The organism is Enterobacter mori (genome assembly GCF_025244905.1).
Classification (GTDB): Bacteria; Pseudomonadota; Gammaproteobacteria; order Enterobacterales; family Enterobacteriaceae; genus Enterobacter; species Enterobacter mori_A.
In genome coordinates, this window is sequence record NZ_CP104285.1 from 4,761,341 (window position 1) to 4,786,692 (window position 25,352).

General features: G+C 53.7%; 21 protein-coding genes. 5 read left to right on the forward strand and 16 right to left on the reverse strand.

What is annotated here, in order from left to right; genetic code table 11:
- Positions 1-104 precede the first annotated feature (104 nt).
- From pstC to phoU, 4 genes are read left to right on the forward strand one after another with little or no spacing between them, the layout of a single operon-like run.
- Entirely contained in the window at positions 105-1,064 is a 960-nt protein-coding gene (pstC, locus tag N2K86_RS22490) for a phosphate ABC transporter permease PstC (protein WP_260660020.1), read from the forward strand.
- Complete coding sequence (gene pstA, locus N2K86_RS22495; RefSeq protein WP_260660021.1) at positions 1,064-1,954, forward strand: phosphate ABC transporter permease PstA; 891 nt, start codon at positions 1,064-1,066, stop codon at positions 1,952-1,954. The genes pstC and pstA overlap by 1 nt, the downstream gene beginning before the upstream one ends.
- A 47-nt stretch (positions 1,955-2,001) precedes the next feature.
- Entirely contained in the window at positions 2,002-2,775 is a 774-nt protein-coding gene (gene pstB, locus N2K86_RS22500; protein WP_131634545.1) for a phosphate ABC transporter ATP-binding protein PstB, read from the forward strand.
- A 26-nt stretch (positions 2,776-2,801) separates the two neighbouring features.
- Positions 2,802-3,527 carry a phosphate signaling complex protein PhoU gene (gene phoU / locus N2K86_RS22505; RefSeq protein ID WP_008500182.1) on the forward strand — a complete coding sequence of 242 codons (726 nt, stop codon included), beginning with the start codon at positions 2,802-2,804 and terminating at the stop codon, positions 3,525-3,527.
- Positions 3,528-3,571: 44 nt separating this feature from the next.
- Here phoU and yieH read toward each other — a convergent pair whose 3' ends face one another.
- A complete protein-coding gene (gene yieH / locus N2K86_RS22510) occupies positions 3,572-4,237 on the reverse strand; it encodes a 6-phosphogluconate phosphatase (protein ID WP_260660022.1) in 666 nt (221 codons plus the stop codon).
- A gap of 165 nt (positions 4,238-4,402) precedes the next feature.
- Here yieH and adeP point away from each other — a divergent pair, with 165 nt between their 5' ends.
- On the forward strand, positions 4,403-5,740 hold the full coding sequence (gene adeP, locus N2K86_RS22515) for an adenine permease AdeP (protein ID WP_139157909.1): 1,338 nt from the start codon (positions 4,403-4,405) through the stop codon (positions 5,738-5,740).
- A 91-nt stretch (positions 5,741-5,831) separates the two neighbouring features.
- On the opposite strand, the gene N2K86_RS22520 is transcribed toward adeP, so the two are convergent.
- The 15 genes from N2K86_RS22520 to rpmH form a co-directional block, all read right to left on the reverse strand.
- The gene (locus N2K86_RS22520; RefSeq protein ID WP_014833835.1) at positions 5,832-6,398 is read right to left on the reverse strand and encodes an NADPH-dependent FMN reductase; all 567 of its coding nucleotides are present in this window, start codon (positions 6,396-6,398) and stop codon (positions 5,832-5,834) included.
- Positions 6,399-6,434: 36 nt separating this feature from the next.
- Positions 6,435-7,181, reverse strand: coding sequence for a 4'-phosphopantetheinyl transferase family protein (locus N2K86_RS22525; RefSeq protein ID WP_260660023.1), 747 nt, complete (start codon positions 7,179-7,181; stop codon positions 6,435-6,437).
- A gap of 122 nt (positions 7,182-7,303) precedes the next feature.
- Positions 7,304-8,275, reverse strand: a complete 972-nt coding sequence (gene yidZ / locus N2K86_RS22530; protein ID WP_260660024.1) for an HTH-type transcriptional regulator YidZ — start codon at positions 8,273-8,275, stop codon at positions 7,304-7,306.
- Entirely contained in the window at positions 8,244-9,419 is a 1,176-nt protein-coding gene (locus tag N2K86_RS22535; protein WP_260660025.1) for an MFS transporter, read from the reverse strand. Before N2K86_RS22535 ends, yidZ begins: the two co-directional genes overlap by 32 nt.
- Before the next feature lie 548 nt (positions 9,420-9,967).
- Positions 9,968-10,351, reverse strand: coding sequence for an immunity 50 family protein (locus N2K86_RS22540; protein ID WP_260660026.1), 384 nt, complete (start codon positions 10,349-10,351; stop codon positions 9,968-9,970).
- Between the two features lie 10 nt (positions 10,352-10,361).
- Positions 10,362-11,480, reverse strand: coding sequence for an RHS repeat-associated core domain-containing protein (locus N2K86_RS22545; RefSeq protein ID WP_260660027.1), 1,119 nt, complete (start codon positions 11,478-11,480; stop codon positions 10,362-10,364).
- A 625-nt stretch (positions 11,481-12,105) separates the two neighbouring features.
- Positions 12,106-12,474, reverse strand: coding sequence for an immunity 8 family protein (locus N2K86_RS22550; RefSeq protein WP_260660028.1), 369 nt, complete (start codon positions 12,472-12,474; stop codon positions 12,106-12,108).
- Complete coding sequence (locus tag N2K86_RS22555; RefSeq protein WP_260660029.1) at positions 12,471-17,234, reverse strand: RHS repeat-associated core domain-containing protein; 4,764 nt, start codon at positions 17,232-17,234, stop codon at positions 12,471-12,473. Before N2K86_RS22555 ends, N2K86_RS22550 begins: the two co-directional genes overlap by 4 nt.
- A 5-nt stretch (positions 17,235-17,239) precedes the next feature.
- Entirely contained in the window at positions 17,240-18,001 is a 762-nt protein-coding gene (locus tag N2K86_RS22560; protein ID WP_260660030.1) for a DUF4123 domain-containing protein, read from the reverse strand.
- Positions 18,002-18,726: 725 nt separating this feature from the next.
- Positions 18,727-20,727 (reverse strand): type VI secretion system Vgr family protein, encoded by a 2,001-nt coding sequence (locus N2K86_RS22565; RefSeq protein ID WP_260660031.1) that lies wholly within the window; start codon positions 20,725-20,727, stop codon positions 18,727-18,729.
- Between the two features lie 203 nt (positions 20,728-20,930).
- On the reverse strand, positions 20,931-22,295 hold the full coding sequence (gene mnmE / locus N2K86_RS22570; protein WP_260660032.1) for a tRNA uridine-5-carboxymethylaminomethyl(34) synthesis GTPase MnmE: 1,365 nt from the start codon (positions 22,293-22,295) through the stop codon (positions 20,931-20,933).
- Positions 22,296-22,368: 73 nt separating this feature from the next.
- The gene (yidC, locus tag N2K86_RS22575; RefSeq protein ID WP_260660033.1) at positions 22,369-24,012 is read right to left on the reverse strand and encodes a membrane protein insertase YidC; all 1,644 of its coding nucleotides are present in this window, start codon (positions 24,010-24,012) and stop codon (positions 22,369-22,371) included.
- Between the two features lie 2 nt (positions 24,013-24,014).
- Positions 24,015-24,272, reverse strand: a complete 258-nt coding sequence (gene yidD, locus N2K86_RS22580; protein WP_001307474.1) for a membrane protein insertion efficiency factor YidD — start codon at positions 24,270-24,272, stop codon at positions 24,015-24,017.
- Positions 24,236-24,595, reverse strand: a complete 360-nt coding sequence (gene rnpA, locus N2K86_RS22585) for a ribonuclease P protein component (protein ID WP_010426559.1) — start codon at positions 24,593-24,595, stop codon at positions 24,236-24,238. The genes yidD and rnpA overlap by 37 nt, the downstream gene beginning before the upstream one ends.
- Before the next feature lie 16 nt (positions 24,596-24,611).
- A complete protein-coding gene (gene rpmH, locus N2K86_RS22590) occupies positions 24,612-24,752 on the reverse strand; it encodes a 50S ribosomal protein L34 (protein ID WP_000831330.1) in 141 nt (46 codons plus the stop codon).
- Positions 24,753-25,352 lie beyond the last annotated feature (600 nt).

Sequence of the window (25,352 nt, forward strand, 5' to 3'; positions counted from 1 at the left end):
CGGGTGGCGCTTACGCTTACCCGCCCTACGGTTCCGACTGTAGGCCGGGTAAGCGTAAGCGCCACCCGGCGATTTCGTAAACGCGTTTAACAGAAGAGTAATTTATGGCTGCAACCAAGCCTGCATTTAACCCTCCGGGTAAAAAAGGTGACATGATTTTCAGCGCGCTGGTCAGACTGGCTGCGCTGATTGTGCTATTGCTGCTGGGCGGCATTATCGTGTCTCTGATTTTCTCCTCCTGGCCGAGCATCCAGAAATTTGGGTTCTCCTTCCTGTGGACTAAAGAGTGGGACGCGCCGAACGACATCTACGGCGCCCTGGTGCCGATTTATGGCACGCTGGTGACCTCGTTCATCGCCCTGCTGATTGCGGTTCCGGTGAGCTTTGGTATTGCCCTGTTCCTGACGGAGCTGGCGCCTGGCTGGCTGCGACGCCCGCTCGGTATCGCTATCGAACTGCTGGCGGCCATTCCAAGTATCGTTTACGGCATGTGGGGCCTGTTTATCTTTGCGCCGCTGTTCGCGACCTACTTCCAGGAGCCAGTCGGCAACGTTCTCTCCACCATCCCGTTTGTTGGCGCCTTGTTCTCTGGCCCTGCATTCGGTATCGGTATTCTGGCTGCGGGTGTGATCCTCGCCATCATGATTATTCCGTACATTGCGGCGGTGATGCGCGATGTCTTCGAGCAAACCCCGGTGATGATGAAAGAGTCGGCCTACGGCATCGGCTGCACCACCTGGGAAGTTATCTGGCGCATTGTTCTTCCGTTCACCAAAAATGGGGTGATCGGGGGCGTGATGTTGGGCCTGGGTCGTGCGCTGGGTGAAACCATGGCGGTCACCTTTATCATCGGTAACACCTACCAGCTCGACAGCGTGTCGCTCTACATGCCGGGCAACAGTATTACCTCTGCTCTGGCAAACGAATTTGCGGAAGCGGAATCCGGTCTGCACGTTGCAGCGCTGATGGAACTGGGTCTGATTCTGTTTGTTATCACCTTCATTGTTCTGGCGATTTCCAAGCTGATGATTATGCGTCTCGCCAAAAATGAGGGGGCACGCTAATGGCAACTCTCGAAATGCAAGCTACCGCTGAACTGGCGGAATCCCGCCGCAAAATGCAGGCCAGACGCCGCATAAAAAACCGGATTGCGTTAACGCTCTCGATGGCGACGATGGCATTTGGTTTGTTCTGGCTGGTCTGGATCCTGTTCTCGACAATCGTTCGTGGAATTGACGGTATGTCGCTGGCGCTGTTCACCGAGATGACGCCTCCGCCAAACACGGCGGGTGGTGGTCTGGCGAACGCCCTGGCAGGCAGCGGCCTGCTGATCCTCTGGGCGACGGTCTTCGGTACGCCGCTGGGCATCATGGCGGGCATCTACCTGGCAGAATATGGGCGTAAATCCTGGCTGGCGGAAGTGATTCGCTTCATCAATGACATTCTGCTGTCCGCGCCGTCTATTGTGGTGGGTCTGTTTGTTTACACCGTTGTGGTGGCACAGATGGAACACTTCTCCGGCTGGGCGGGAGTGATCGCGCTGGCGCTGCTGCAGGTGCCTATAGTCATTCGTACTACCGAGAACATGCTGAAACTGGTGCCGGACAGCCTGCGTGAAGCGGCTTACGCGCTGGGTACGCCAAAATGGAAGATGATCTCCGCGATTACGCTGAAAGCGTCAATCTCCGGGATCATGACCGGTATTCTGCTGGCGATTGCGCGCATTGCAGGTGAAACGGCGCCGCTGCTGTTTACCTCCCTCTCCAACCAGTTCTGGAGCACGGACATGATGCAGCCGATCGCCAACCTGCCGGTGACGATCTTTAAATTTGCGATGAGCCCATTCGCGGAGTGGCAGCAGCTGGCCTGGGCCGGGGTGCTGATCATTACCCTTTGCGTACTGTTGCTGAACATTCTGGCGCGCGTCATTTTCGCGAAGAAGAAACACGGTTAAATTTTTACGGCGCGGCAGCTCGCGGCGCCGAATGAGGAAATGAGTCAATGAGTATGGTTGATACTGCCCCGGGTAAGATTCAGGTTCGTGATTTGAACTTCTACTACGGCAAATTCCATGCCCTGAAGAACATCAACCTGGATATCGCGAAGAACCAGGTCACGGCATTTATCGGTCCATCCGGCTGTGGAAAATCCACGCTGCTGCGTACCTTTAACAAAATGTATTCGCTCTATCCGGAGCAGCGCGCTGAAGGTGAAATCATCCTGGACGGCGAAAACATTCTGACCCAGGCCCAGGATATCGCCTTGTTGCGTGCCAAAGTAGGCATGGTGTTCCAGAAACCAACGCCGTTCCCGATGTCGATTTATGACAACATCGCATTTGGCGTACGCCTGTTTGAAAAGCTCTCCCGTACCGATATGGACGAACGCGTACAGTGGGCGTTGACCAAGGCCGCATTATGGAACGAAACCAAAGATAAATTACACCAGAGCGGTTACTCTCTCTCCGGTGGTCAGCAGCAGCGTCTGTGCATTGCGCGCGGTATCGCCATTCGCCCGGAAGTGTTGCTGCTTGATGAGCCGTGTTCAGCGCTGGACCCGATCTCAACCGGTCGTATTGAAGAGCTCATCACCGAGCTGAAGCAGGATTACACCGTGGTTATCGTGACCCACAACATGCAACAGGCTGCGCGTTGTTCCGATCATACGGCGTTTATGTATCTGGGCGAGTTGATTGAGTTCAGCGATACGGACGCGCTGTTCACCAGGCCCGCGAAGAAACAAACCGAAGATTATATTACTGGCCGCTACGGTTGATTTGCCTTAGTGCATGTGGAGAAACCATGGACAACCTCAATCTTAATAAACACATTTCCGGCCAGTTCAACGCAGAGCTGGAAAGCATTCGCACCCAGGTGATGACCATGGGCGGCATGGTCGAGCAGCAGCTTTCTGATGCAATTACGGCGATGCACAACCAGGACAGCGAGCTGGCAAAGCGCGTCATTGAAGGCGACAAAAACGTCAACATGATGGAAGTGGCTATCGACGAAGCCTGCGTACGCATTATCGCGAAACGCCAGCCGACGGCGAGCGATCTGCGTCTGGTGATGGCGATCATTAAAACTATCGCCGAGCTGGAGCGTATTGGTGACGTTGCGGATAAAATCTGCCGCACTGCGCTGGAGAAGTTCTCCCAACAGCACCAGCCGCTGCTGGTGAGCCTGGAGTCGCTGGGCCGCCACACCGTGCAGATGCTGCACGACGTGCTGGATGCCTTTGCGCGTATGGATCTGGACGAAGCGGTGCGTATCTACCGTGAAGACAAGAAAGTCGACCAGGAGTATGAAGGCATCGTGCGTCAGCTGATGACCTACATGATGGAAGATTCACGTACCATCCCAAGCGTGCTCACCGCGCTGTTCTGCGCGCGCTCTATCGAGCGTATCGGTGACCGCTGCCAGAATATTTGCGAATACATCTTCTACTTCGTGAAAGGTCAGGATTTCCGTCACGTGGGCGGCGACGAGCTGGACAAACTGCTGGCGGGTAAAGATCCGAAAGAGTGACGTTTGTGGCGGGTGGCGCTAGCGCTTACCCGCCCTACGTTAACTTAACGCGTAATATTCCACCCGCGCGCCTTCCACAGTTCCGGCAACTGCGCCAGATCGGTAAAGGTCGTCACGTTTGGATGCTCGATCGGCTTGTTGTGCGGGTCGGCGCAGAAGTAAAACACCTCCATGCCCGCATCAATCCCCGACTGCGCACCCGCAGACGAATCATCCACCAGAATGCAGTTCTCTACGTTGACGTCCATCGCTTTCGCTGCATGGAACATCAGCGCCGGGTCTGGCTTCCAGCGCTGGATATCGTAGCCGCTGAACAGTTTTTCCGGGAAATGGTGCAACATATCAAGCTTGCCCAGCGAGTGCTGCATTTTGCTGACCGGGCCGTTAGAGACCACGCAGATTGGCACCGTCATCGCATCCAGCAGCGCATTTGCACCTGCGATAACCTCCAGCTCGGAGTCGAACAGGCGTGCGACCTCGGCGCGGTACACCGGTTCCAGATCGGCTTTCGCCAGATCCACCCCGTGCTCTTCGTTAATGATGTCGATGATCTCGTACAGCTTCACGCCCTTAAAGCGTTTGAACACCTCTTCGAGATCGAGCGTAATGCCAAATTCCTGGAACATGGCAACATACGCGCGGGAACAAATGACCTCACTGTCGACCAGCGTTCCGTCGCAGTCGAAAAATACCGCTTCAATTCCGGACATGCCTTTCCCTTTTAACAAGTTTAACGTTTACGTACGGCAGTTTAACGAGACGCAATCGTTGCCGTATAAGCAAAATCAATGAAAAAAGTATCTCATAACCGCCACTATTGTCGCATTTTGGTATAGGATAGCGACGAATTTTCCCTCCTTGTTCGGAAATTGATGATGAGTCAACAACACACAACCCAGACATCTGGTCAGGGTCTGCTTGAGCGCGTGTTCAAACTGCGCGAGCACGGCACAACGGCACGCACCGAAGTGATCGCCGGTTTCACCACCTTCCTGACGATGGTGTATATCGTTTTTGTTAACCCGCAAATTCTGGGCGTTGCTGGCATGGATACCAGCGCCGTCTTCGTGACCACCTGTCTGATTGCCGCCCTTGGCAGCATCCTGATGGGCGTGTTCGCTAACCTACCGGTTGCGCTGGCACCGGCAATGGGTCTGAATGCGTTCTTCGCGTTCGTGGTCGTTCAGGCGATGGGCCTGCCGTGGCAGGTTGGCATGGGCGCTATCTTCTGGGGCGCCGTTGGCCTGCTGCTGCTGACCATTTTCCGCGTGCGCTACTGGATGATTGCGAATATCCCGGTGAGTCTGCGCGTGGGTATCACCAGCGGGATCGGCCTGTTCATCGGCATGATGGGTCTGAAAAACGCCGGAGTGATCGTGGCGAACCCGGAAACGCTGGTGAGCATCGGCAACCTGACCTCTCACAGCGTGCTGCTGGGCGTGCTGGGCTTCTTTATCATCGCGATCCTGGCTTCCCGTAATATTCATGCGGCGGTGCTGGTGTCCATCGTGGTCACCACGCTGCTGGGCTGGATGCTGGGCGATGTCCAGTATCACGGGATCGTCTCCGCGCCACCGAGCGTCTCTACCGTTATTGGTCACGTTGATCTGGCGGGCTCCCTGAACCTCGGTCTGGCGGGCGTGATTTTCTCCTTCATGCTGGTTAACCTGTTTGACTCCTCCGGTACGCTGATCGGCGTGACCGACAAAGCGGGTCTGGCGGATGAGAAAGGCAAATTCCCGCGCATGAAGCAGGCGCTGTTTGTAGATAGCGTCTCTTCCGTAGCCGGCTCTTTCATTGGAACATCCTCTGTGACCGCTTACATCGAATCTTCTTCCGGCGTCTCTGTGGGCGGCCGTACGGGTTTGACGGCGGTGGTCGTGGGTATTCTGTTCCTGCTGGTGATCTTCCTTTCTCCGCTGGCGGGGATGGTTCCACCGTATGCGGCCGCGGGTGCGCTGATCTACGTTGGCGTGCTGATGACGTCTAGCCTGGCGCGCGTGAAGTGGGAAGATTTAACCGAAGCGGTTCCGGCGTTTATTACCGCTGTGATGATGCCGTTCAGCTTCTCGATTACCGAAGGTATTGCGCTGGGCTTTATCTCTTACTGCGTGATGAAGATCGGTACCGGCCGATTCCGCGAACTCAGCCCATGCGTCATTGTCGTGGCGCTGCTGTTTGTGCTGAAGATTGTGTTTATTGACGCGCACTAAGGTGCGGTTTGTGGTGTCAGGTGGCGCTTCGCTTACCTGACCTACTGACGAGTGTAGGCCCGGTAAGCGCTAGCGCCACCGGGCTTTTTTATCAGGCTTTAACCCGCTTAATATAATCCCCAAACGCGGTCAGCTGACCAGAAAGATGGTCACGCGTGCTCTGATCCACCACTTCACCCGTTTGCGGGTCGACCTTGTTCTGAATCACACCGCCCATAAACTCCGGCTTGTTCATCACCATCGCATCCAGGAATACCAGGATCTGGCGCAGATGATACTGGCAGCGCGCGCCGCCAATCGCGCCCATCGAGCTGGTCTGGATGAGCACTGGTTTGCCGGACAGCGGCTGCTCAGGTAACCGGGACAGCCAGTCGATGGCATTCTTCAGGCCACCCGGAACCGAGTAGTTATACTCGGGTGTGACGATAACCACGCCGTCGGCCTGGCGAATTTGCTCCGCCAGCGCCTCAACGCTCTGCGGAAACCCCTCTTCCTGCTGGACGTCAGCATCATAAAGCGGAATATCGCCAATGGACGGCAGGGCGCTAATTTCCATTCCTGCCGGTGCCAGCTGTGGCAGGGTGCGGGCGACCATCCCGTTAAATGAACCTTTGCGCAGGCTTCCCAGTAACGTAACAACTTTCAACGTATCAGACATGATTACTCCTGTTTCATCATGATGACCCTGAATGGATCAGCTAAGAGTGATTGCTTTTTCTGCCGGTAAACTGGTTAAACGCATCAGACGCGCGGCGGGCTCGTTGGCGCGCTCGGGCACATCAGGAAGGCTACGCCATCCCTGTTGGCTGTCAAATTCCCAGATTTTCATGCGTTCGATGGCCGGAGTGACGGCAATGGACCAGATCAACACGTCCTCAGCATCGCTGAGCGCTTCAACCAGCGTGGCTCTCGTGGCGCGCAGGCGTCCTGATCCTGGCAGCAGTTGCAACAGACTGGCATCGTCAGACGCACACCCACAGAGCTTACGAATGCTCTGACGCAGGGTAATGAGTTGGGCTCTGGCTTCAACAGGATCGTTTTGATTGCGTACCCACAGCGTTTCATTGCTGGAGAGCGGGTAGTCGTTATGCGCGTTAGCACCGTGGAAGCTGCGCGTCGCGCGCTGAAGTTCCATATCCAGTCCACAGTCACCCTCGGTAGTGAGCGCGACACCAATAATATTGCCCGTATAGGCGATGGAAAACCGGGGGAGTTCCGGGTCAGCAAAGACCGGACGGCCTTCTGGCTGGATAATAATGTCCGGCAGCTCACTGGTGCCGTAGAGCATGAACATAAGCTCGGCGAGAAGTGCTCTGGAGGCTAAAAACCGCGTCCTGCGGTGCTCCGGAAGCGAGAGCGCTTCACTGTGACAGGCTGAAGAAATTCTGGCCGATACGAGATGTCCGTCTGTAAGTATCCCTCTTGCAAAGTGCGTTGCCATTTTTCGCTCCTTGATAATGGTCGTAATCGGTTAAACGGTTACATGATTATCGCTTAACTTGGCTCCTGTTTTAATCAGTAAATCGGCGTAAGAGAAGACTTAGGACCGAACTTTACATTTTCTTAGGCAAAAACAGGACCTGGAGCGCCGTACAGTGCTTTGATTGTCTCACGCAACCAAAGGATTTTGGGGTTATGGCTGTTCCGTTTATGCCAGATCAGCGTGAAGGGAACGGTAAGCTTTTCAGCCTGCGCTTCGTCAATGGGAATAGGAAGCGCGATCAGCTTCCGCTGGTGGAGTTCATTGTAGTGATGACAATAGTGCGGAGCCGTGGCGATATAGTTATGGTCGGGCTGCGCCGCCATAAACATCGCCTGTTCAAAACCCGGCAGGCACATGGCTATATTGCGCTCACGCCCCATCTCCTTTAGCACCTCATCAAGCGCCCAGGTATCGCTACGTTCCCAGAAGATACTGATATGGGGAAAGTGCAGGAAAGTCTCCAGATTCCACTCCTGCTGAAGCGCCGGATGGTCCTCGCGCAGATAGACGCAGGGGCGATCGCTGAACAGGATTTCGTAGTCGATAAACCACGGCATCAGCTTAAGCAGCTCGCGGGAACGCGGATGTGTTTCTCGGCCGGTAAAGCCAAGATCCACCTCTCCACGCGTTATGGCATCCAGCGAGTCGTAATCCCAGTGGCGCATCTTCACCGTAGCCTGCGGATAGCGCTGGTTCACCTGCTCCAGCAGGGTGTTAAAGCGGATCAGCATCAACGGCGTTTCGGCGGCCAGCACGAACGTTAGCCCGCCTGGCGAATCATGGTGGAATTTATCGAGGATCTGGTTGCCAATCTGCATCCAGTCGGCCAGATCCTGCTCCAGGCTTACCGTCAGCGGGGTTGGCAGCAACCCTAACGGCGTTTTGACAAACAGCGGGTCTTCGAACCAGTCGCGCAGCTTGGCCAGTGATTTACTCACCGCAGACGGCGTCACGTTCATCCGCTTCGCGGCTTTGGTGACGCTGCGCTCCTGCAGCAGAAGCTGCAGGCAAAGCAAGAGATTAAGATCGAGACTGCTGATGGGCTTCTTCATAATGCGCCGCGGGCTGGATGACCATAAGTAAGGTAATGCAGACAATGCTACAGCCAATCAGAATCCCGATCAGCATATTCAGCGCGTTAAGACCGATAACCGCCGCCAGCCAAATCCACAGAGACGAGCCGCAGACCTGCGCGATCCCCAGCACCGAGCTTGCCACGCCTGCCCGCAGCGAGAAGGGGCCAAGCGCCTGACTCATCGCTACGCCAAAGCCAACCGAGAACCCGGCACAGATGAGGGTAATACCCACCAGCATCACCGCATGTGAGCTGGTGGCCGCCAGAATCGCGCCTGCCATGAGGAATAAAACCTGTGAGGTCAGCATCAATGTGCGCTGGCTGAAAACATTGAGTGCAAACGGGGTAGAGAACGAGACAGCCATACTGACCATGGCGGTTAATGCCATCACCGTTGAATACTCACCCCGATCGAAGCCCATGGTCTCCATCAGTAACACCGGGGAAACGTTTACATAGGTCAGGATCACCGCCACGCTTAACGTGGTCACGGCCAGACGACTGAGGAAAAAGCGGTTAAGCAGCTTCTCGGCTGGGTGAATTGTTGGGGGTTGACCGGTATTCTGCGAGCCTGGGTGGGTCTCTTTCAGCACGGCGATGGACAGGATAAACACCAGCGCGCCCATCGCCGCCATGGTCCAGAACAGGCTCTGCCACGGGAACTTCAGCATGATTAGGTAGCCCACTACGGGTGCCAGCACCGGGATGATGCAGGTAATACCGTTCAGCATCGACAGCACTTTGGCGCGGCGCTGGGCGCTTAAGGTGTCGCGCAAAATGGCAAAAGCGACGACGTAACAGCCACCGGCACCAATGCCCTGGATAAAACGTCCTGACAGGAACACGGTGCTGTTCTGCGCCTGTGAGCAGAGAATGGACGCCATGGCAAAAATGATGGCACAGGTTATCGCGACAGGCTGACGGCCTGCTTTATCTGCGATCTTCCCGGCAAACACCATCGACGACGCCATCCCCGCGAGGTAGGCCGAAAACGCGATGTGCAGCTGCGCCTCGCTGGCGCCCAGATCGCGGGCGATGTGGGGGAGTCCCACCAGATACATATCAATGCCAGACGGATAAAGCAGAACCAGCGCGAAACTACAAAACAGAAAACGTGCCATAAACCCCCCATAGATGCAGGCAAGCAGGATAGGGGGTGAAAAGGGATTAGGCGAGTTGCCATTTGGACAATGGTGATTTCCTGGTAGGAAATTACTTAATAATTAATTTAGAGTTGGTTAAGGATCGTAGAGATGCTGTGCCTATAAACTTTCAATTGAGCCTGATATATATCAGGCAACCTGTAACAGGCCGTTTTAACTTACTGAGAGGGCATAAATAAAATTATATCTTTAATGTGAATAGATATTCTTTCAGAAGTTGGTTTTTATAAAATTCCAACTGAATGCTCAAGCATGCCCAGTATGTACCTTATGGGCAACTCGCTGCCGGACGCGGGATTTGAGCCCTGCACGGCCTTGAGTGTTAAGATTTCGGCGGCGGTATTGTGTTGATGGTGGACGGTGACGAGGTACAGGAGTTACGAGAAATTTTTTATCCGTAGAATCAGTTGGTTAAGCAAGTGTGTGACTGTGTATTTAGTGTGCTGAATGATAGCAACCAAATAAAAAATAAACCGGGATGATTTAATATTTATCCCGGCTTTATTTTATTGACTTATATATACTGAAGGTCCCATAAGTTGTATATGTGAACACTTCAGATTTAGAAATATATCATCCCCTTTGATTATAACTTCATTATTGCCAGCATGTTTATTTATTTCTATTCTTGCTGGCATATCTGTAGATATCCCATCTATCTTTAAAAATTTAACCCCACTACAATTTATGCCACATCTACATCTGTTATAACCTTTTGTCCATTTAGGTGGTGGGTTATCTGGTAATTCATTAACTAAGTCGAAAGATATTATTACTGTGGAAGCTTCACGATCTATTTTGATATCAAAGATATCAATTTCTCCTACTTCAACAGGATTAGTAAAAACCTTATTAAATAATATATTGCCATCAATATCATTCCAGTTCATATTGTTATCCTTAAAATCCATAATGATCAAATGTACCAGGAACTGAGCCTGTTCTAGTATTTTCAATTGGTCTTATATTTAAATGAGGACCTTGATTTCCTATACTATTTGGGTAAGAGTGTCCGGCAGAATGATCTTGGATAATAATTTTAGAACCATCCGCTTTGGTAAACTGATATTCCCTTGTCCAGACTTGATTCCCGTTGCTATCAAAAATAGGATTCTTTCTTGAGTCAGTCATTGGCACACTTCTATGGTCACCATGAAATCCAGTTTTAGAATTGAATATTCTATCTGATTGTTGACTCATTGAAATACCTGCATCTCTTTTTGCAGCCCGGAACGCTTCATTTCTTGATTTAAATTGAGCACTGCACCCAGCAAGACCTAATGGATCTATCCAGGTTAATGGATTGTTAACGTAGGCATAAGTATTCAGCCCACCATCCAGCCCCACAGGATCCGGACTCAGGTACCGCCCCACTCCGGGATCGTAATACCGGTGCCTGTTGTAGTATAACCCGCTTTCTGCGTCATGATACTGCCCCTGAAAGCGCAGCGGCTGATTTATCCCTGCCGTATCGGCATGAAGCACCTGACCGTAGCTGCGCAGCATGGCTGACCATACGACGCGGCCCCGGACGTCGCGCAGCTCAAGCGGCGTGCCGAGGTGGTCGCAGACGTAATGGTACACCCCGGGCTCCGTCTCCCGTCCGCAGAGCATGAGCAGCGGGCGAAAGTCATCTTCATCCTCATACAGCCACACCCGGCAGGTTGCATCGCGGAGTGCCTCCTGAAGCTGCGGGTTATCCGGCAGCCTGCCGGGCCAGAAGCGTCCGGCATCACACTCGCAGAGCAGGCGCTCGCCCTGCCAGAAAAAGCGGTGGGCGGCGCGGGTAAGTAAATCCTCCTTCAGAATACGGCGCCCCAGGGCATCATACTGATAACGATAATGCACGGTCTCCTGACCCCGTACCCGGCAGCGGTAGCCGGTCAGGCGGTGCTCCGTGTCCCATTCGTAGTGCTGCTCTTCCTCACCGGTCACCTCAAGAATGCGGTTGCCGTAGCCGTCGTATTCGTAACGGGTGTCCCCGGCGTGCGTCAGGTGATTGCCGGGGGCGACCGTCATAATTCCATAACCACGGTCATCCACCATCGCCAGCGCTAATCAGCCGCCCGACACTGGATTCTTTGCCATCAGCCGTAAGTAATAAGACAACAGTAGTGGAATGAAGCTAATGTGAAACAAGAACGAACTGATAACCAGGTGATAGCTACCGCAGGCTGTGGAAATAATCCCTGCATATGTTGATACTATTAGACAGGCGCGATCAGGAAAAGAAGCTCACGAAAATTCAGAATTGTGCCTGATATATATCAGGCAGCCTGTTACAGGCCGCTTTAATTTACTGAGAGGACATAAATGAAATTATAACTTAAATGTGAATAGATATTCTTTCAGAAGTTACTTTTTATAAAATTCCAACTGAATGCTCAAGCATGCCCTGTATGTACCTTATGGGCAACTCGCTGCCGAACGCGGGATTTGAGCCCTGAACGGCCGTGAGTGTTAAGACTTCGAAGGAGGTATTGTGTTGATGGTGGAAAGTGACGAGACGCAGGAGCTACGTGAGTAATTTTTCAGGTGTGGCAGGTGATAAAGGGAATAAAAGAGGCGCTTTTTTAGTGGGCTGAACGTCGACGGGTAAATAAAAAACAAGCCAGGAATATTTAATTCCTTCCCGGCTTTTAAATCATTTCATTGAATCATATTCCCAATAAAAATACTTACATAACTCTTGTGATATATATATGTTGTTTTTAATTTCAATACTTGAAACGATAGAGTTTAAGATAGACACAACTCTTTTCCATGAATATTCATCAATCAGAATTATTTTATATTGTTTGTTAAGCATGCTTTTTTTATCTTTTAGAGAAGACACTCCTTCGATAGTTGCCACAGCCACAGAATAAAGATCCGAAGAATCTTCGTCACTCATGCCTATATTCATTTCAAGAAAATAGAAAACATTATTATCGATAGACTCCCAAGTCCACGGGTCATATATATCTGGAGACCAGTAATGTTTTATCTCTAGTTTTCTTTGCTTTAATTTCATGGTAATGCCTCCGTATCCAAGTGAACATTGCTTGACCACGACCCTTCAGGAACAGTTCTAGTTTGAAAATTTACTTGAGTTCCAGTTCTTGACCACGGTTCATCAGTCAATGGATTTCTTCCTCGTTTCGGAGACGGCCCTCTATATTGTCTTAAAACATCGTCGGAAATCAAGAGATCAGAACCATAACCACTAATTTTCTTATAATTAGGTCCAACAAATGCCTCACCTAATTTAAAAGCATCATCCTGAGATACAATACCCGTTATTCCCCGGTTGCCACGTGCGGCAGTCTGATTTTTAATCCTTTTAAGTTTATTCTTAAACTGCTGATTCGTTAATTTGCAACTTAGACCAAGCGGATCGATCCAGCTTAACGGATTCGGCGCGTACGCATAAGTATTCAGCCCCCCCGCCAACCCCACCGGATCCGGACTCAGGTACCGCCCCACTCCCGGATCGTAATACCGGTGCCTGTTGTAGTATAACCCGCTTTCCGCGTCATGGTACTGCCCCTGAAAGCGCAGCGGCTGATTTATCCCTGCCGTATCAGCATGAAGCACCTGACCGTAGCTGCGCAGCATGGCTGACCACACGACGCGGCCCCGGACGTCGCGCAGCTCAAGCGGCGTGCCGAGGTGGTCGCAGACGTAATGGTACACCCCGGGCTCCGTCTCCCGTCCGCAGAGCATGAGCAGCGGGCGAAAGTCATCTTCATCCTCATACAGCCACACCCGGCAGGTTGCATCGCGAAGCGCCTCCTGAAGCTGCGGGTTATCCGGCAGCCTGCCGGGCCAGAAGCGTCCGGCATCACACTCGCAGAGCAGGCGCTCGCCCTGCCAGAAAAAGCGGCGGGCGGTGCGGGTAAGTAAATCCTCCTTCAGAATACGGCGGCCCAGGGCATCGTACTCATAACGATAATGCACGGTCTCCTGACCCCGTACCCGGCAGCGGTAGCCGGTCAGGCGGTGCTCCGTGTCCCATTCGTAGTGCTGCTCTTCCTCACCGGTCACCTCAAGAATGCGGTTGCCGTAGCCGTCGTATTCGTAGCGGGTGTCCCCGGCGTGCGTCAGGCGATTGCCGGGGGCGACCGTCAGGGGGCCGGTCAGGTTACCGGCGGCATCGTGCGTGAAGGACTCCTGCCATGACAGGATTCCGTCCGCCCGGCGCGGCGTGAATGCGGTGGCGGTCAGGCGCCCCCGCTCATCGTGGCTGAAACGCCACTCTCCGGTGGCGGTGTCGGTGATGCGCGAAATCAGGCTCCGGGCGTCCGGGGTGTATTCCCGGGCCCTGTCGGTGCGGTCGTCAGCCATCACGACGGACTGACGTATCAGGCGGTCGCGGGCGTCACGGGCGAAATGCTGGCGGAACGCTCCGCTGTGCCGGGTCCGCTCAGAGCCGTTTCGCCAGTCATGACGGACCAGCATCTGCGCGTCCAGCGAGGTATGCGTAATCAGTCCATGGTGGCGCTGCCATGACAGGGTCCGTCCGTCCGGCAGGCGCATGGCGGTCAGCGCGCCGGTGCTGTCCCGCAGGTAGTGGGTACTTGCCGGACCCTGATGTTCGGCCATGAGCAGGCCCCGGCGGTCATACTGCCATGCGATCGGCCAGCCACCGTCGTCAGCTGAAGCCAGCCGCCCGAAACCGTCATAGGCGTAGCGGATTTTTTTCCCGTCAGGCAGCGTTTTCTCCGTCACCCGCCCGGACACATCGCGCGTCAGCCGGGTGACACGCACACGCTCCTCCCTGCCGCTGAGGTCATATTCCCGCAGGGTGATAAGCCTGCCACAGGCATCATATTCCCGGCAAAGGCGGATACCGTCGATGCGGGTTTCCTCTGCCAGAAGACCGCTGCGGGTGTAAAGAAGCTGCCAGCGCTGGCCGTTGCCGTCGACGATCTCTGTCACCTGTCCGGTTCGAAGATCGTACCGGTATGTCTCCCGGGTATTATCCGGGTAAAGGATTTCGCTCAGCAGCGCGGTGCCGGGATGATACGTATAGCGGGTGATGTGTCCTGATTCATCCTGCTCCGTCAGCAGCTGACCGTCACCGTTCCACGCCCATCTGCGCTCGCTACCGTCCTCATGGATAATCCGTTCCGGATTGCCCGCGTCGTCCCAGTGGATCTGTTCGCCAGCGCCGGTCTCAGGATTGCCCTGCCAGACCGGCCGGCACAGCAGGTCGTAACGAAAGGTCATGACTTTCCCGGTGCGGTCTTTCTGGCGTATCACCAGACCCGCGGCGTTAAGCTGACGGGTTTCAACACTCCCGTCTGCCCATTCCGTTGCGACCAGCCCCCCCTCTTCCGACCAGCGATAACGTGTGGTGTTTCCTTCGGCGTCGGTTGATGCCAGCAGGCATCCGTCGGCGTCATAGCGCCAGCACTCCCGCTGTTTTTCCAGCCCGTCAGCGCGCCAGGTAACCTGCTCAATACAGCGGCCTGCGCTGTAATAGCGACGAATGCGTTGCCCGTCCGGCAGGCATTCTTCAGTGACCTGTCCGTCGCGGTTATGATGCCAGCGGGTCACCGCGCCCGACGGATCGGTCAGTGAGACAAGGTTGCCCCGCGTATCATAGTCATATCGGGTGGTGGCACCATCCGCACCGGTCTGTTCGAGCAGCCGGGCGGTGTCCGGATCGTGCCGCCAGTGCTCTTCCGCACCGTCTTCATGGCGAACCGTGACGCGCCCGCCAGTCTGCCAGATATACTCCCGGGACAGGCCCGGAAGGCTGCTCCAGTGGCGAATGGCCCGGGCCGTTTTACCCGAACCGGACCACGCCCAGTAAAATTTCGCCCCGCCGGGCAGTTCACGGCAGGTAAAAAGATGGTCGTCCCGGTAGTGGTACCGTTCGGCCTCCTGTCCCGGTGCCCGGGCCAGGCAGAGGCGTCCCTCGTCATCGTGGTCGTAGCGCATCACCGTCACGGCACCACGCGTCATGTCCGGGCGCGTATTTTCAAATACCAGCGCACTCAGGCGCGGCCCCCTGGCGTGTTGACGGTAACGGAGATGCAGCGCCAGCCCCGCGGTGTTGAACAGTCTGACGGGTAACGGTCCCTCGTACTCGATTTGCCAGCGTCGCCGCTGGCGGGAAAATCCGCTCACGCGTCCCTGCGTGCCGTCCGGCTCCCGGATGACATGCATCAGCCAGCCTTTCAGTGACGGCGCGCTCAGCACAAACGCATCATCTGCTTTATCACACCAGGCCCGGGCACCGGCCAGCGGGTTGCGTGAGGCGGGCGTCGCGCGGTCCGGCAACGGCAGGCGCAGGGTGACGTTTTCATGGTCCCGCCACAGGATATGGCTGTCGGTGAAGGTGATGTGATGGTCAAGCGTATGCCGCCAGCCAAACCCGAGCGTTGACGCCTCCTCAACCGCCGTGGTGCGGTACTGCCGGCCAACGCTGAACGGGACGGCATCGGGCAGGGTAAAATCCGTCAGCGCCAGCAGCTCTTCCCCGTTGATCAGGGAAACAGGGCAGCCGTCCGTATCGCAGGCGTCGGTATTTTTTGTCGGATTACCGCCGGGGTCTGTGGCCGGCGAGTTTTCCTCACGGGTTTTCAGGCCGATTTCGGTGTGACGGCTCGTCCCCAGATCGGTTTCATGATTAAGGCCCAGCCGGGCATTACTCTGGCGCTGATGGTTAATGGCGCCATGCCTGTCCAGAAAACCGGACATGATGCCGGCCATGTCCGCCATGATTTCCGTCAGCGCGTGCCATAACCTCTGGACAGACTGTCCGGCGCGGGGGCCGTAGCGCGTCAGCATACTGACCACTTTATACGCCAGAAATGCCGGGCCGCCGGGACCGGTAACCAGGGTCAGCAGCGCCCCGAATATCAGGCCGGACAGGATTTCCCCCGCAAATTCGGCCAGGGGGGTGAGCAGGTGTCCCCAGGGATACATGCGCAGGCGCAGCAGGGTGGCGCGGGTAAGCAGATACAGGGCCGCTTCATCGTTAAACAGCGCCATCAGCTGACGGGCGCGCGCCTTGTTGGCTTCAAGGGCCCCTGAAAAATCCGGAAGCGTGAGGCCGGACACCCATTCGCCGGCCTGCGTGAGGGCATCGCCAATGTCTCTCAGATACGGCGCCGGGCTGGAGATGATATTCCAGGCCAGCTTGATGTCGCTCCAGAGGCCGGTCAGCGAGCTGAATAATCCCTCGCTGAAGGCTGCTGACAGACTGGCTGTTACGGCATTCAGCCTCCACTGCGGACGGTATTCATTCCACCGGGCGGCCAGGATGTCGTACTGCTGTCGGGAGAGTTCGTCATAGGCGGAAAGCAGGGCATCGTTGTGCGCTTCCAGCTCCGGATCGACGGCCCGGGCGTAATAGCTTTTTCCGATCGTCAGTTCCGTAAACACGGCCCTGCCGTTTTCATCCGTTATTTTTACGTCAACCCGTTTGTCAGGGGCAAACGAGGGGTCTTCATACAGCTCAATACTGGCGTCGGGGACAGGCAGGTCGATTATCGACTGGTGCTTAAGGACCACGGTAATGGTGCGGTTTTTCGGGCAGACGATCGCTGCGCTGAGCGCACTGCCGTCATCGTTGTCGACAACGGTTTCGCTGCCGTTCAGGGCGATAACGCGTTCCATCTCCAGCGTGGGGCCATTCAGCATGCCAGAGACATGGCTGGCGCGCGCCCATTCGTGCACGAACTGCCGGTACTCCTGAGTGATGAGTTCGTTGTTTTTAAACAGAGAAAGCTCGTTCTCAATGCCCGCGACATAGCTGGCAAGCAGGATTTCTGCGCCCATATGTGTCATCCATGAGTGAGGGGGGAAAGGTCAGCCAGTAGCGTCTTTTTGAGTAGGGTGCTTTGATGTTGCCTGCTGAGAGAGCGCGAACGAACATGGCCGTAAAGCAGAGCTGCTTTTTGGGAGATTTGTTCCGGTGAATATCGATCGTAAACAGCGGGATATGTTTCCTTCAGCCATTGAACAACGTTGGCGACCGCAGCCGGTGAGTGTTGATTACTCAGAAAATCAACAAGCTCCTCAGGAACTTTCCACCATGGAGAATGGCGAACAGGGATATCTGTGTTGATCTCAGTATCCACTGTGACTCCGTTAATCCAGTAACTGTTAAAGACAGGCAGAACTTTCTGCCATTCCTGAAGAGACCAGGTGATATGCGTAAGCAGAAAGAGACCGTCCCAGTAGCGAAAGAACGCAGTGTTGCCATCAGGAAGAATGATTTGTGTAAGCGTGCGCAGGTGGTCGGTAATGACTTTTTCATTTAAGGGCGAAATAGCTAACCATCCCCAGGAGAGAGAGTCTGTTTTGTCTACCCACTGCAAGAAATTACTGTAGCGTCCAACTTTAATCAGCAGAGGCTGAACGGCATGCCATTGCTCATACGGTGTTCCCCTGTAAAGTCCAACTGGTGTCGCTGTGCCGTCGAGTTCGTACCAGGATTTAAGCCCTGGTGCGCCATTGGTGCTGGCGAGAATAGCCCACAGGGTATCCTCTGACGACAATGATGAATTTAACCATTGCTGAACACGTTTTGATTTATCGAGCATCTATAATCCCTTAATGTATGCCGTTGGTTTAATCTTCCCTGTTGCAAAAACCTTTCTTTAATCTTTTTATTGGAATGATTAATAATGGAAGAATTATCCACCCCCATGATGATAATAAAAATGTCACATAATCTCTTGAATGATATAGCTCTGCGTAATCTACTTGATATTTCTTAAAATACACCCCGGATATAGAGTGGGATAGCATTCCTATTACGAGCCCAACGGAAAAACTCAATGGTAACAAATAAATTTTTTTATTGATTGCTGGGGATTTTAAAAGTAAAAAAACAAACAAGGCGATAATAGTGCTGAATATTAATCCGTATGAAAAGCAGTATTGTGAGAGTTTTGTAAAAAGATAGATAAACTCCATGTTCAATATGAATATTATTTGCGCTGCAAATATTAATATGAAATTAATGTACATAACTCTCGCTCATTTTTGTAAAGCTATCTTTCAGGTTGTCCGGTAAACTGATTTCTTCTATAGGGAAGAGAGAGTGTAATACTCTGAAAACGTGATTCGCACAGGTCACAAAACCCTCTTCACCTTCATTAAATATGCGTTCGATGATCTATTTAGCATTTATTTCACTGGTGTGAAATGAAGCGAGTTCGACTCCTGGACTGATCTCTTTTTGGTAATTGACATAGTTAGTGAGACTTGCTTCTTCTTCACTGAAAATTGCACCACATCATCCTTTGATGAAGTTTTACTAAAGTCAAAAGTCACAAAGCCCATCCTTGCATTTCTCACACTCCTCGCAATAGGGTGCTTCGGCCTGGAATGTTTCCAGTTGAGCGGGTGATAGTGGAGGAGGCTGTGGAATTTGTAGCGGCACGCCTGGACGCAATAACCGCAGAGCGGAACCGTTACCCGCGACTCCGCCATTGATTCGTACCGGCCCGGTCATGCAGATGCCTGAGGGGTTAATCGTCAGGAACATGCCCCCTGCTTTTAGCGTCAACTCCATACCGGCTTCAATCACCACTTTGCTTCCCGCTTTGTAGTGAATCTCCTCCCCGGCTTCACTAATTAGAGACTGCGCAATTTTCTGATTCAGACTGCTCCCCATTTCCTGGGAGACCTCACCATCTACCTTGCTACGCCATTCCCCGGTAATGCTGTCATGACGATCACGGGCGACCTCGGTTATCTGGTCGCGTTCAATTTTGGTGTGCTGATCGCGTACGATATGCCACTGTGCGTCGTTTTCTACGCGGCCCATCAGGTCTTTTTGCGCTCTCAGGAAAAGCTGCTCCTGCCCAGCGTTATCTTCAAATGAAATCTCGTTATAGCCGTCTCCCTTATGGGTTTTACTGCGAATCACCATTTTCGTTTTGTTAGTCGGCAGTTCGTAGGGAGGACGGTTAATACCGTTATAGGTGAAACCCGTGATGATAGGGCGATCAATATCTCCGTTGAGGTAAGAGACAATCACCTCCTGGCCAACGCGGGGAATTGCCATCATACCGAATCCGCTTCCGTTCCAGCCCTGCGCTACGCGGATCCAACAAGAGGCATTTTCATCGGCTGGATTATAGCGGTCCCAGTGAAAGTGAACCCGGACGCAGCCGTCCTCATTAACGTAAATTTCTTCACCTTCTGGACCTACAACCGTCGCCACTTCGTCCCCATCCGCCAACGGTTTGTAACGATAAGGCGGACGCCATTGGGCGTTACCTGGGATAAACGTAAAATCGCAAATGAGTGTGGTGCCGCCGCCGCTTCCTTCTTCCTCTGCAGCCTCTGGCATTTTTCCCTGCATCTGCGTTGTAATAACCTGCCACTCGCCATTCATGGCGTCTGCTGGGTGATCTTTAAGTGTAAAAATGACTCCGGGCATTAACAGGGCGCAGTTGGTGCGGGCACTGCCTGTACGCATTCCGGCCTCAAAACGATCCATTCGATACTGAACCGTAGAGCGGCCTTCGCCATCCTCCTGAAAGCGACCGTAGCTTTCAAAGGCTGAGAACATTGTGCCGCTACCGGTCTTGTCTGCGGATGCGCGACTGGCGCGCATGGGATTCGCTGGATTGTGGTAGTTTCTGTCTTTATGGATAGTTTCCAGCGGCTGCATTGCGGCGCCTGCCCGCCACTGGGAAACAATGTTGTCACGTAGTAACGATGCCGGATGTGGGTTATAGGCCAGTGTTGCAACATTATGCATTGCCAGACGGCAGTCGCTATAGCAGAGACCTTCCTGATCGAACCAGTAGGTAATACCTTCCTGGGAAGCCAGTCGGTTGAAAAATTCCCATGAAGATTCACGTTTTTGGGTAACGTATTCATGAACCGGATGACTTTCTTTCATCATCAGATTGCGACCCTGAACGCAGAAAGGCTGAATTAACTCATCAAGTAATTGCGGGACCGACTTTTTATGAAAAATACGGCTGTCCTGGTTCAGGCTCAGGACCCAAAGCGCTGGTCTCACGGTGAGGAAATAATACGTTCGGCGAAAACCCGTATCCCCTTGTTCGAAAGCGCTAACAACACCATTAATTATTCTCTGATCGACGCCATCGACCGTAATGGTAAACGAAACAGCCTGGAGTAAGTACTCATGAACGTTAATGTCGTCACGTGTGCTGGTTAATGTGACTGAAAGGGTAAAGAGTTCGGAGAGCCCTTCTGTCATTGAAAATTCGGTAGCTTCCAGGGAGTCGTCTGAAAGATTGCCTACCTGGCAAGTGAAATAAAGGCCTGTGGATTTAAACATAATAAACCTTTGTTTATCATTCACTATGTGAATAAATATATGGCGCAGCGTTTATTATATACCCACTCACTCTATTAATTAATAGCGTGTTTGTGGACTTTTTATTTAATATTTTGCGGGTGTATTAATTAACTTAATAAAACTAATTCGATGAATGAATTTTTAAAAACCACACGCATAACTTATATACGCGTGGTTTCTAATTATTTACCAATACAGAAGCTCGAGAAGATCCTTCCCAGCAGATCGTCCGACGTAAACTCCCCGGTGATCTCGCTCAGATTCTGCTGCGCCAGACGCAGCTCTTCCGCCAGCAGTTCACCCGCCCACGCGCCGATCAGCTGCGCTTTCCCCTGAACAAGGTGGTTCGCCGCCTCTTCCAGCGCCTGTAGGTGACGGCGACGCGCCAGGAAGCCGCCTTCCATGCTGGTGTCAAAGCCCATGCTCTGCTTGAGATGGTTACGCAGGTCATCCACGCCTTCACCGGTGCGCGCCGACAGGCGAATCAGTGAGTGACCATTCACATCGCTTATGCCCAGCGTTTCGCCGGTCACATCCGCTTTGTTACGCACCACGGTGATGGGCAGTTTGGTCGGCAGACGGGCGATAAAGTCCGGCCAGATCTCCGCCGGGTCAACGGCGTCGGTCGTGGTGCCGTCTACCATAAACAGCACGCGGTCAGCCTGCTCGATCTCCTGCCAGGCACGTTCGATACCGATACGCTCAACTTCGTCGCTGGCATCGCGCAGACCGGCGGTGTCGATGATATGCAGCGGCATCCCGTCGATGTGGATATGCTCGCGCAGCACGTCGCGGGTGGTTCCGGCAATGTCGGTCACGATGGCCGCTTCACGGCCCGCCAGGGCGTTCAGCAGGCTCGATTTCCCGGCATTAGGGCGTCCGGCGATGACCACCTTCATCCCTTCACGCAGCAGGCTGCCCTGACGCGCTTCGGCGCGAACGGCGTCGAGATCGGCCATCACCTGGTTGAGCTGGGCTTCGATTTTGCCGTCAGAGAGAAAGTCGATCTCCTCATCCGGGAAGTCGATAGCCGCTTCCACGTAGATCCTGAGGTGAGTAAGTGCTTCCACAAGGTGATTTACGCGCGCGGAGAATGCCCCCTGCAGCGAGTTCAGGGCGGAGCGGGCCGCCTGTTCAGAACTGGCGTCGATCAGGTCTGCAATCGCCTCGGCCTGCGCCAGATCGAGCTTATCGTTGAGGAAGGCACGTTCGGAAAACTCGCCCGGCTTCGCGATGCGCAGGCCCGGCAGGGTCAGGATACGTTTTAACAGCAGGTCGAGGATAACCGGGCCGCCGTGGCCCTGCAGCTCCAGCACGTCTTCGCCGGTAAAGGAGTTCGGGCCGGGGAACCACAGCGCAATGCCCTGGTCCAGCGGCGTGCCGTCGGTATCCTTAAAGGGCAGGTAATCAGCGTAGCGCGGCTTTGGCAGTTTACCCAGCACCGCTTCGGCCACCTCGCGTGCCTTCAGGCCGGAGATTCGCAGAATGCCTACACCACCGCGTCCCGGTGGGGTTGCCTGGGCGACGATAGTGTCGTTATGGCTCATGGTTGGTCTCGTTCAAATACAAATAAAAAAGGCGGTCAATCGACCGCCCTTATTTTAGCGTTAACTTACCGAATCAGGACTTTTTCTTTTCGCGGCTATGCAGGCCACGTTTTTCCAGACCACGATAAATCAGCTGCTGCTGGATGATGGTCACCAGGTTGCTGACGATATAGTACAGCACCAGACCTGACGGGAACCACAGGAAGAACACGGTGAAGATGACCGGCATAAAGGTCATGATCTTCTGTTGCATCGGGTCGGTCACGGTGGTCGGCGACATCTTCTGGATGAAGAACATCGTCACGCCCATCAGGATCGGCAGGATGTAGTACGGGTCCTGTGCGGACAGGTCATGGATCCACAGGGCGAACGGCGCATGGCGCAGCTCAACGGAACCCATCAGCATGTAGTACAGCGCAAGGAAGATTGGCATCTGAATCAGCAGCGGGAAGCAACCACCCAGTGGGTTCACTTTCTCTGCTTTATACAGGGCCATCATTTCCTGGCTCTGACGCTGTTTGTCATCGCCCAGACGCTCACGCATCGCCTGAATCTTCGGCTGCAGCATGCGCATCTTCGCCATGGAGGTGTACTGCGCTTTTGTCAGCGGGTACATGATGCCACGAACGATGAAGGTGATAACGATGATGGAGAAGCCCCAGTTACCCAGGAAGCTGTGGATGAACTTCAGCAGCTTAAACAGCGGCTGAGAGATGAACCACAACCAGCCGTAATCTACGGTCAGATCCAGGTGCGGCGCAACAGCAGCCATTTTGTCCTGGATTTCCGGGCCGACCCACAGGGTGCTTGCCAGCTTACCGGTTTGACCCGGCTGAACCAGAACAGGCTGTGATTTGTAGCCGATGGCTGCAATACCGTTGCCGAGGTTCGCGGTGTAGAAGTTGTTGGTACCGTCGTTATTCGGGATCCATGCTGTTGCGAAATACTGCTGCAGCATGGCTACCCAGCCGCCTTTGGAGCTGACGTTCAGGTTTTCGTTATCGGCAATGGTGTCGAATTTGTATTTCTCGTACTTCGCGTCAGGCGTGGAGTACGCCGCGCCGCGGAAGGTATGCAGCGCAAAGTTGCTGCTTCCGGTGTCACGGTGAGACGGCAGATTGATGGACTGCTTCAGCTGACCAAAGGTAGAGATTTCCAGCGGTTTCTCACCGGCGTTCTGTACGCTATAGCCCACGTTCACCGCATACTCACCGCGTTTCAGGGTGAAGGTTTTGGTGAAGGTGTTGCCCGCGGCATCGGTGTAGGTCATCGGGATAGCGAGTTCGTTCTGACCGTCGGCCAGCACAAAGGTATCACTCTCGACGTTATACAGAGGACGCGCACCGTTAGCCGGGTTATCCGGGCCATCACGACCGGTCAGGCCGCTCTGAGCCTGATACAGGAACTCAGGTGTGGTTTCCAGTAACTGGAACGGTTCGGTAGACTTCAGCTCTTTCGGGTAGGTCAACAGCAGCGCCTGCTCAACATCACCACCACGGGTGTTGATAGTCAGCTCAAGCACATCGGTCTTAACCGTAATCTGTTTCCCCTGGCCACTGGCCGGTACGCCCTGGTCGGCGGCGCTACCCGCTGCGGTGGTCGTGGTCTGCGTGGTCTGCTGCTGGGGCTGAGGATTTTTATCCTGCTCCCATGCCTGCCAGATCATGAAAGACACGAACAACAAAGCGATGATAAGAAGATTGCGTTGCGAATCCATCGTTAGTGTTCTCTGGTATCAAAGGGTCCTGGAGGGACGGGGTCGTCTCCACCTGGGTGTAAAGGGTGGCATTTTAATACGCGTTTCACCGTCAACCAACTGCCTTTTATCACTCCAAACCTGCGCAATGCCTCAATTCCGTAGCTTGAGCATGTTGGCGTGAAACGGCAATGTGGCCCGAGTAGCGGACTAATCAGGCGCTGATAGACCCGAATGAGGGCTATCAGGACCCGTGAGCCAGGCGACAGTGGCGGCGCCATAATTTTTCCAACGCTTCCGAGAGAGCACGGTTATCGAGGTCGGCAACCCCCCTTTTCGCCACCACCACGAAATCCATAGAAGGCAGTTCGTGTTGACGTAAACGGAAGCTTTCACGCGTCAGACGTTTAATCCGATTGCGTTCATGCGCACGCTTAACATTTTTCTTGGCGACTGTGAGACCGATGCGGGGATGCCCCAGCGAATTTTGGCGGCCGAGGATGGTGATTTGCGGCGTGCCAGCCCGTTGTGGCTGCTGGAAGACGAAAGTGAAATGAGTGGGAGTTAACAAACGTAACTCCCTGGGAAATGCGAGCTTAACCACTCAGGGGTTAGCTTTATTACTTGGAAACGGTCAGACGAGCGCGGCCTTTAGCACGACGACGTGCCAGAACCTGACGACCATTTTTAGTAGCCATACGAGCACGGAAGCCGTGAGAACGGTTGCGCTTCAGTACAGACGGTTGAAAAGTGCGTTTCATGGCGATTTCTACCTAAACTTGAAAAAATTCATGACTTTTGCGGATGCCCGACCGAGTTTCGAATGACGGACGCCGAAGCCGTGGGTGATTAAAGAGGCCGGATTGTAATAATTGTACACTCCGGAGTCAATTCTCTTTCCTTAAATCCCTGCGTATTTCCGCACGTTTTCGCGTGGAAAATGAGCAACGAACGACGCAGGAAGATGAGCATCACGCGCCGGGTCGAGGATTATACGGGCTCTCCAACAAAGCGCAAGGATCGTCCCGGATCTTCGTTAGATCATTTAAGCAATAAATTGTCTGTGCTCATTAATTTTTCCAATATGCGGACTAAATCGCGGGGCACTCGCGCCAGGATCGTTTACACTTACCCGGTTCCGGATCTTCCTGTGGATAAATCGGGAAGAATCTGTGAGAAACAGAAGATCTCTGGCTCAGTTTAGGCTATGATCCGCGGTCCCGATCGGGATCCCAGGATCCTGGTCAGGATAAATTGCAGATAGCAATTCGCACGTCCCCCTTTACACAGGGTCATGCCGATGTGCGCCAACAATCATGAATATTCAATAGTTTTCTTTTATTGTTCGAGTGGAGTCCGCC

What these genes read in the sequence shown, in the direction of transcription:
- pstC (WP_260660020.1), top strand. Translation starts at nt 105, where the DNA reads ATGGCTGCAACCAAGCCTGCATTTAACCCTCCGGGTAAAAAAGGTGAC.
- pstA (WP_260660021.1), top strand. Translation starts at nt 1,064, where the DNA reads ATGGCAACTCTCGAAATGCAAGCTACCGCTGAACTGGCGGAATCCCGC.
- pstB (WP_131634545.1), top strand. Translation starts at nt 2,002, where the DNA reads ATGAGTATGGTTGATACTGCCCCGGGTAAGATTCAGGTTCGTGATTTG.
- phoU (WP_008500182.1), top strand. Translation starts at nt 2,802, where the DNA reads ATGGACAACCTCAATCTTAATAAACACATTTCCGGCCAGTTCAACGCA.
- yieH (WP_260660022.1), bottom strand. Translation starts at nt 4,237, where the DNA reads ATGTCCGGAATTGAAGCGGTATTTTTCGACTGCGACGGAACGCTGGTC.
- adeP (WP_139157909.1), top strand. Translation starts at nt 4,403, where the DNA reads ATGAGTCAACAACACACAACCCAGACATCTGGTCAGGGTCTGCTTGAG.
- N2K86_RS22520 (WP_014833835.1), bottom strand. Translation starts at nt 6,398, where the DNA reads ATGTCTGATACGTTGAAAGTTGTTACGTTACTGGGAAGCCTGCGCAAA.
- N2K86_RS22525 (WP_260660023.1), bottom strand. Translation starts at nt 7,181, where the DNA reads ATGGCAACGCACTTTGCAAGAGGGATACTTACAGACGGACATCTCGTA.
- yidZ (WP_260660024.1), bottom strand. Translation starts at nt 8,275, where the DNA reads ATGAAGAAGCCCATCAGCAGTCTCGATCTTAATCTCTTGCTTTGCCTG.
- N2K86_RS22535 (WP_260660025.1), bottom strand. Translation starts at nt 9,419, where the DNA reads ATGGCACGTTTTCTGTTTTGTAGTTTCGCGCTGGTTCTGCTTTATCCG.
- N2K86_RS22540 (WP_260660026.1), bottom strand. Translation starts at nt 10,351, where the DNA reads ATGAACTGGAATGATATTGATGGCAATATATTATTTAATAAGGTTTTT.
- N2K86_RS22545 (WP_260660027.1), bottom strand. Translation starts at nt 11,480, where the DNA reads ATGACGGTCGCCCCCGGCAATCACCTGACGCACGCCGGGGACACCCGT.
- N2K86_RS22550 (WP_260660028.1), bottom strand. Translation starts at nt 12,474, where the DNA reads ATGAAATTAAAGCAAAGAAAACTAGAGATAAAACATTACTGGTCTCCA.
- N2K86_RS22555 (WP_260660029.1), bottom strand. Translation starts at nt 17,234, where the DNA reads ATGGGCGCAGAAATCCTGCTTGCCAGCTATGTCGCGGGCATTGAGAAC.
- N2K86_RS22560 (WP_260660030.1), bottom strand. Translation starts at nt 18,001, where the DNA reads ATGCTCGATAAATCAAAACGTGTTCAGCAATGGTTAAATTCATCATTG.
- N2K86_RS22565 (WP_260660031.1), bottom strand. Translation starts at nt 20,727, where the DNA reads ATGTTTAAATCCACAGGCCTTTATTTCACTTGCCAGGTAGGCAATCTT.
- mnmE (WP_260660032.1), bottom strand. Translation starts at nt 22,295, where the DNA reads ATGAGCCATAACGACACTATCGTCGCCCAGGCAACCCCACCGGGACGC.
- yidC (WP_260660033.1), bottom strand. Translation starts at nt 24,012, where the DNA reads ATGGATTCGCAACGCAATCTTCTTATCATCGCTTTGTTGTTCGTGTCT.
- yidD (WP_001307474.1), bottom strand. Translation starts at nt 24,272, where the DNA reads ATGGCGCCGCCACTGTCGCCTGGCTCACGGGTCCTGATAGCCCTCATT.
- rpmH (WP_000831330.1), bottom strand. Translation starts at nt 24,752, where the DNA reads ATGAAACGCACTTTTCAACCGTCTGTACTGAAGCGCAACCGTTCTCAC.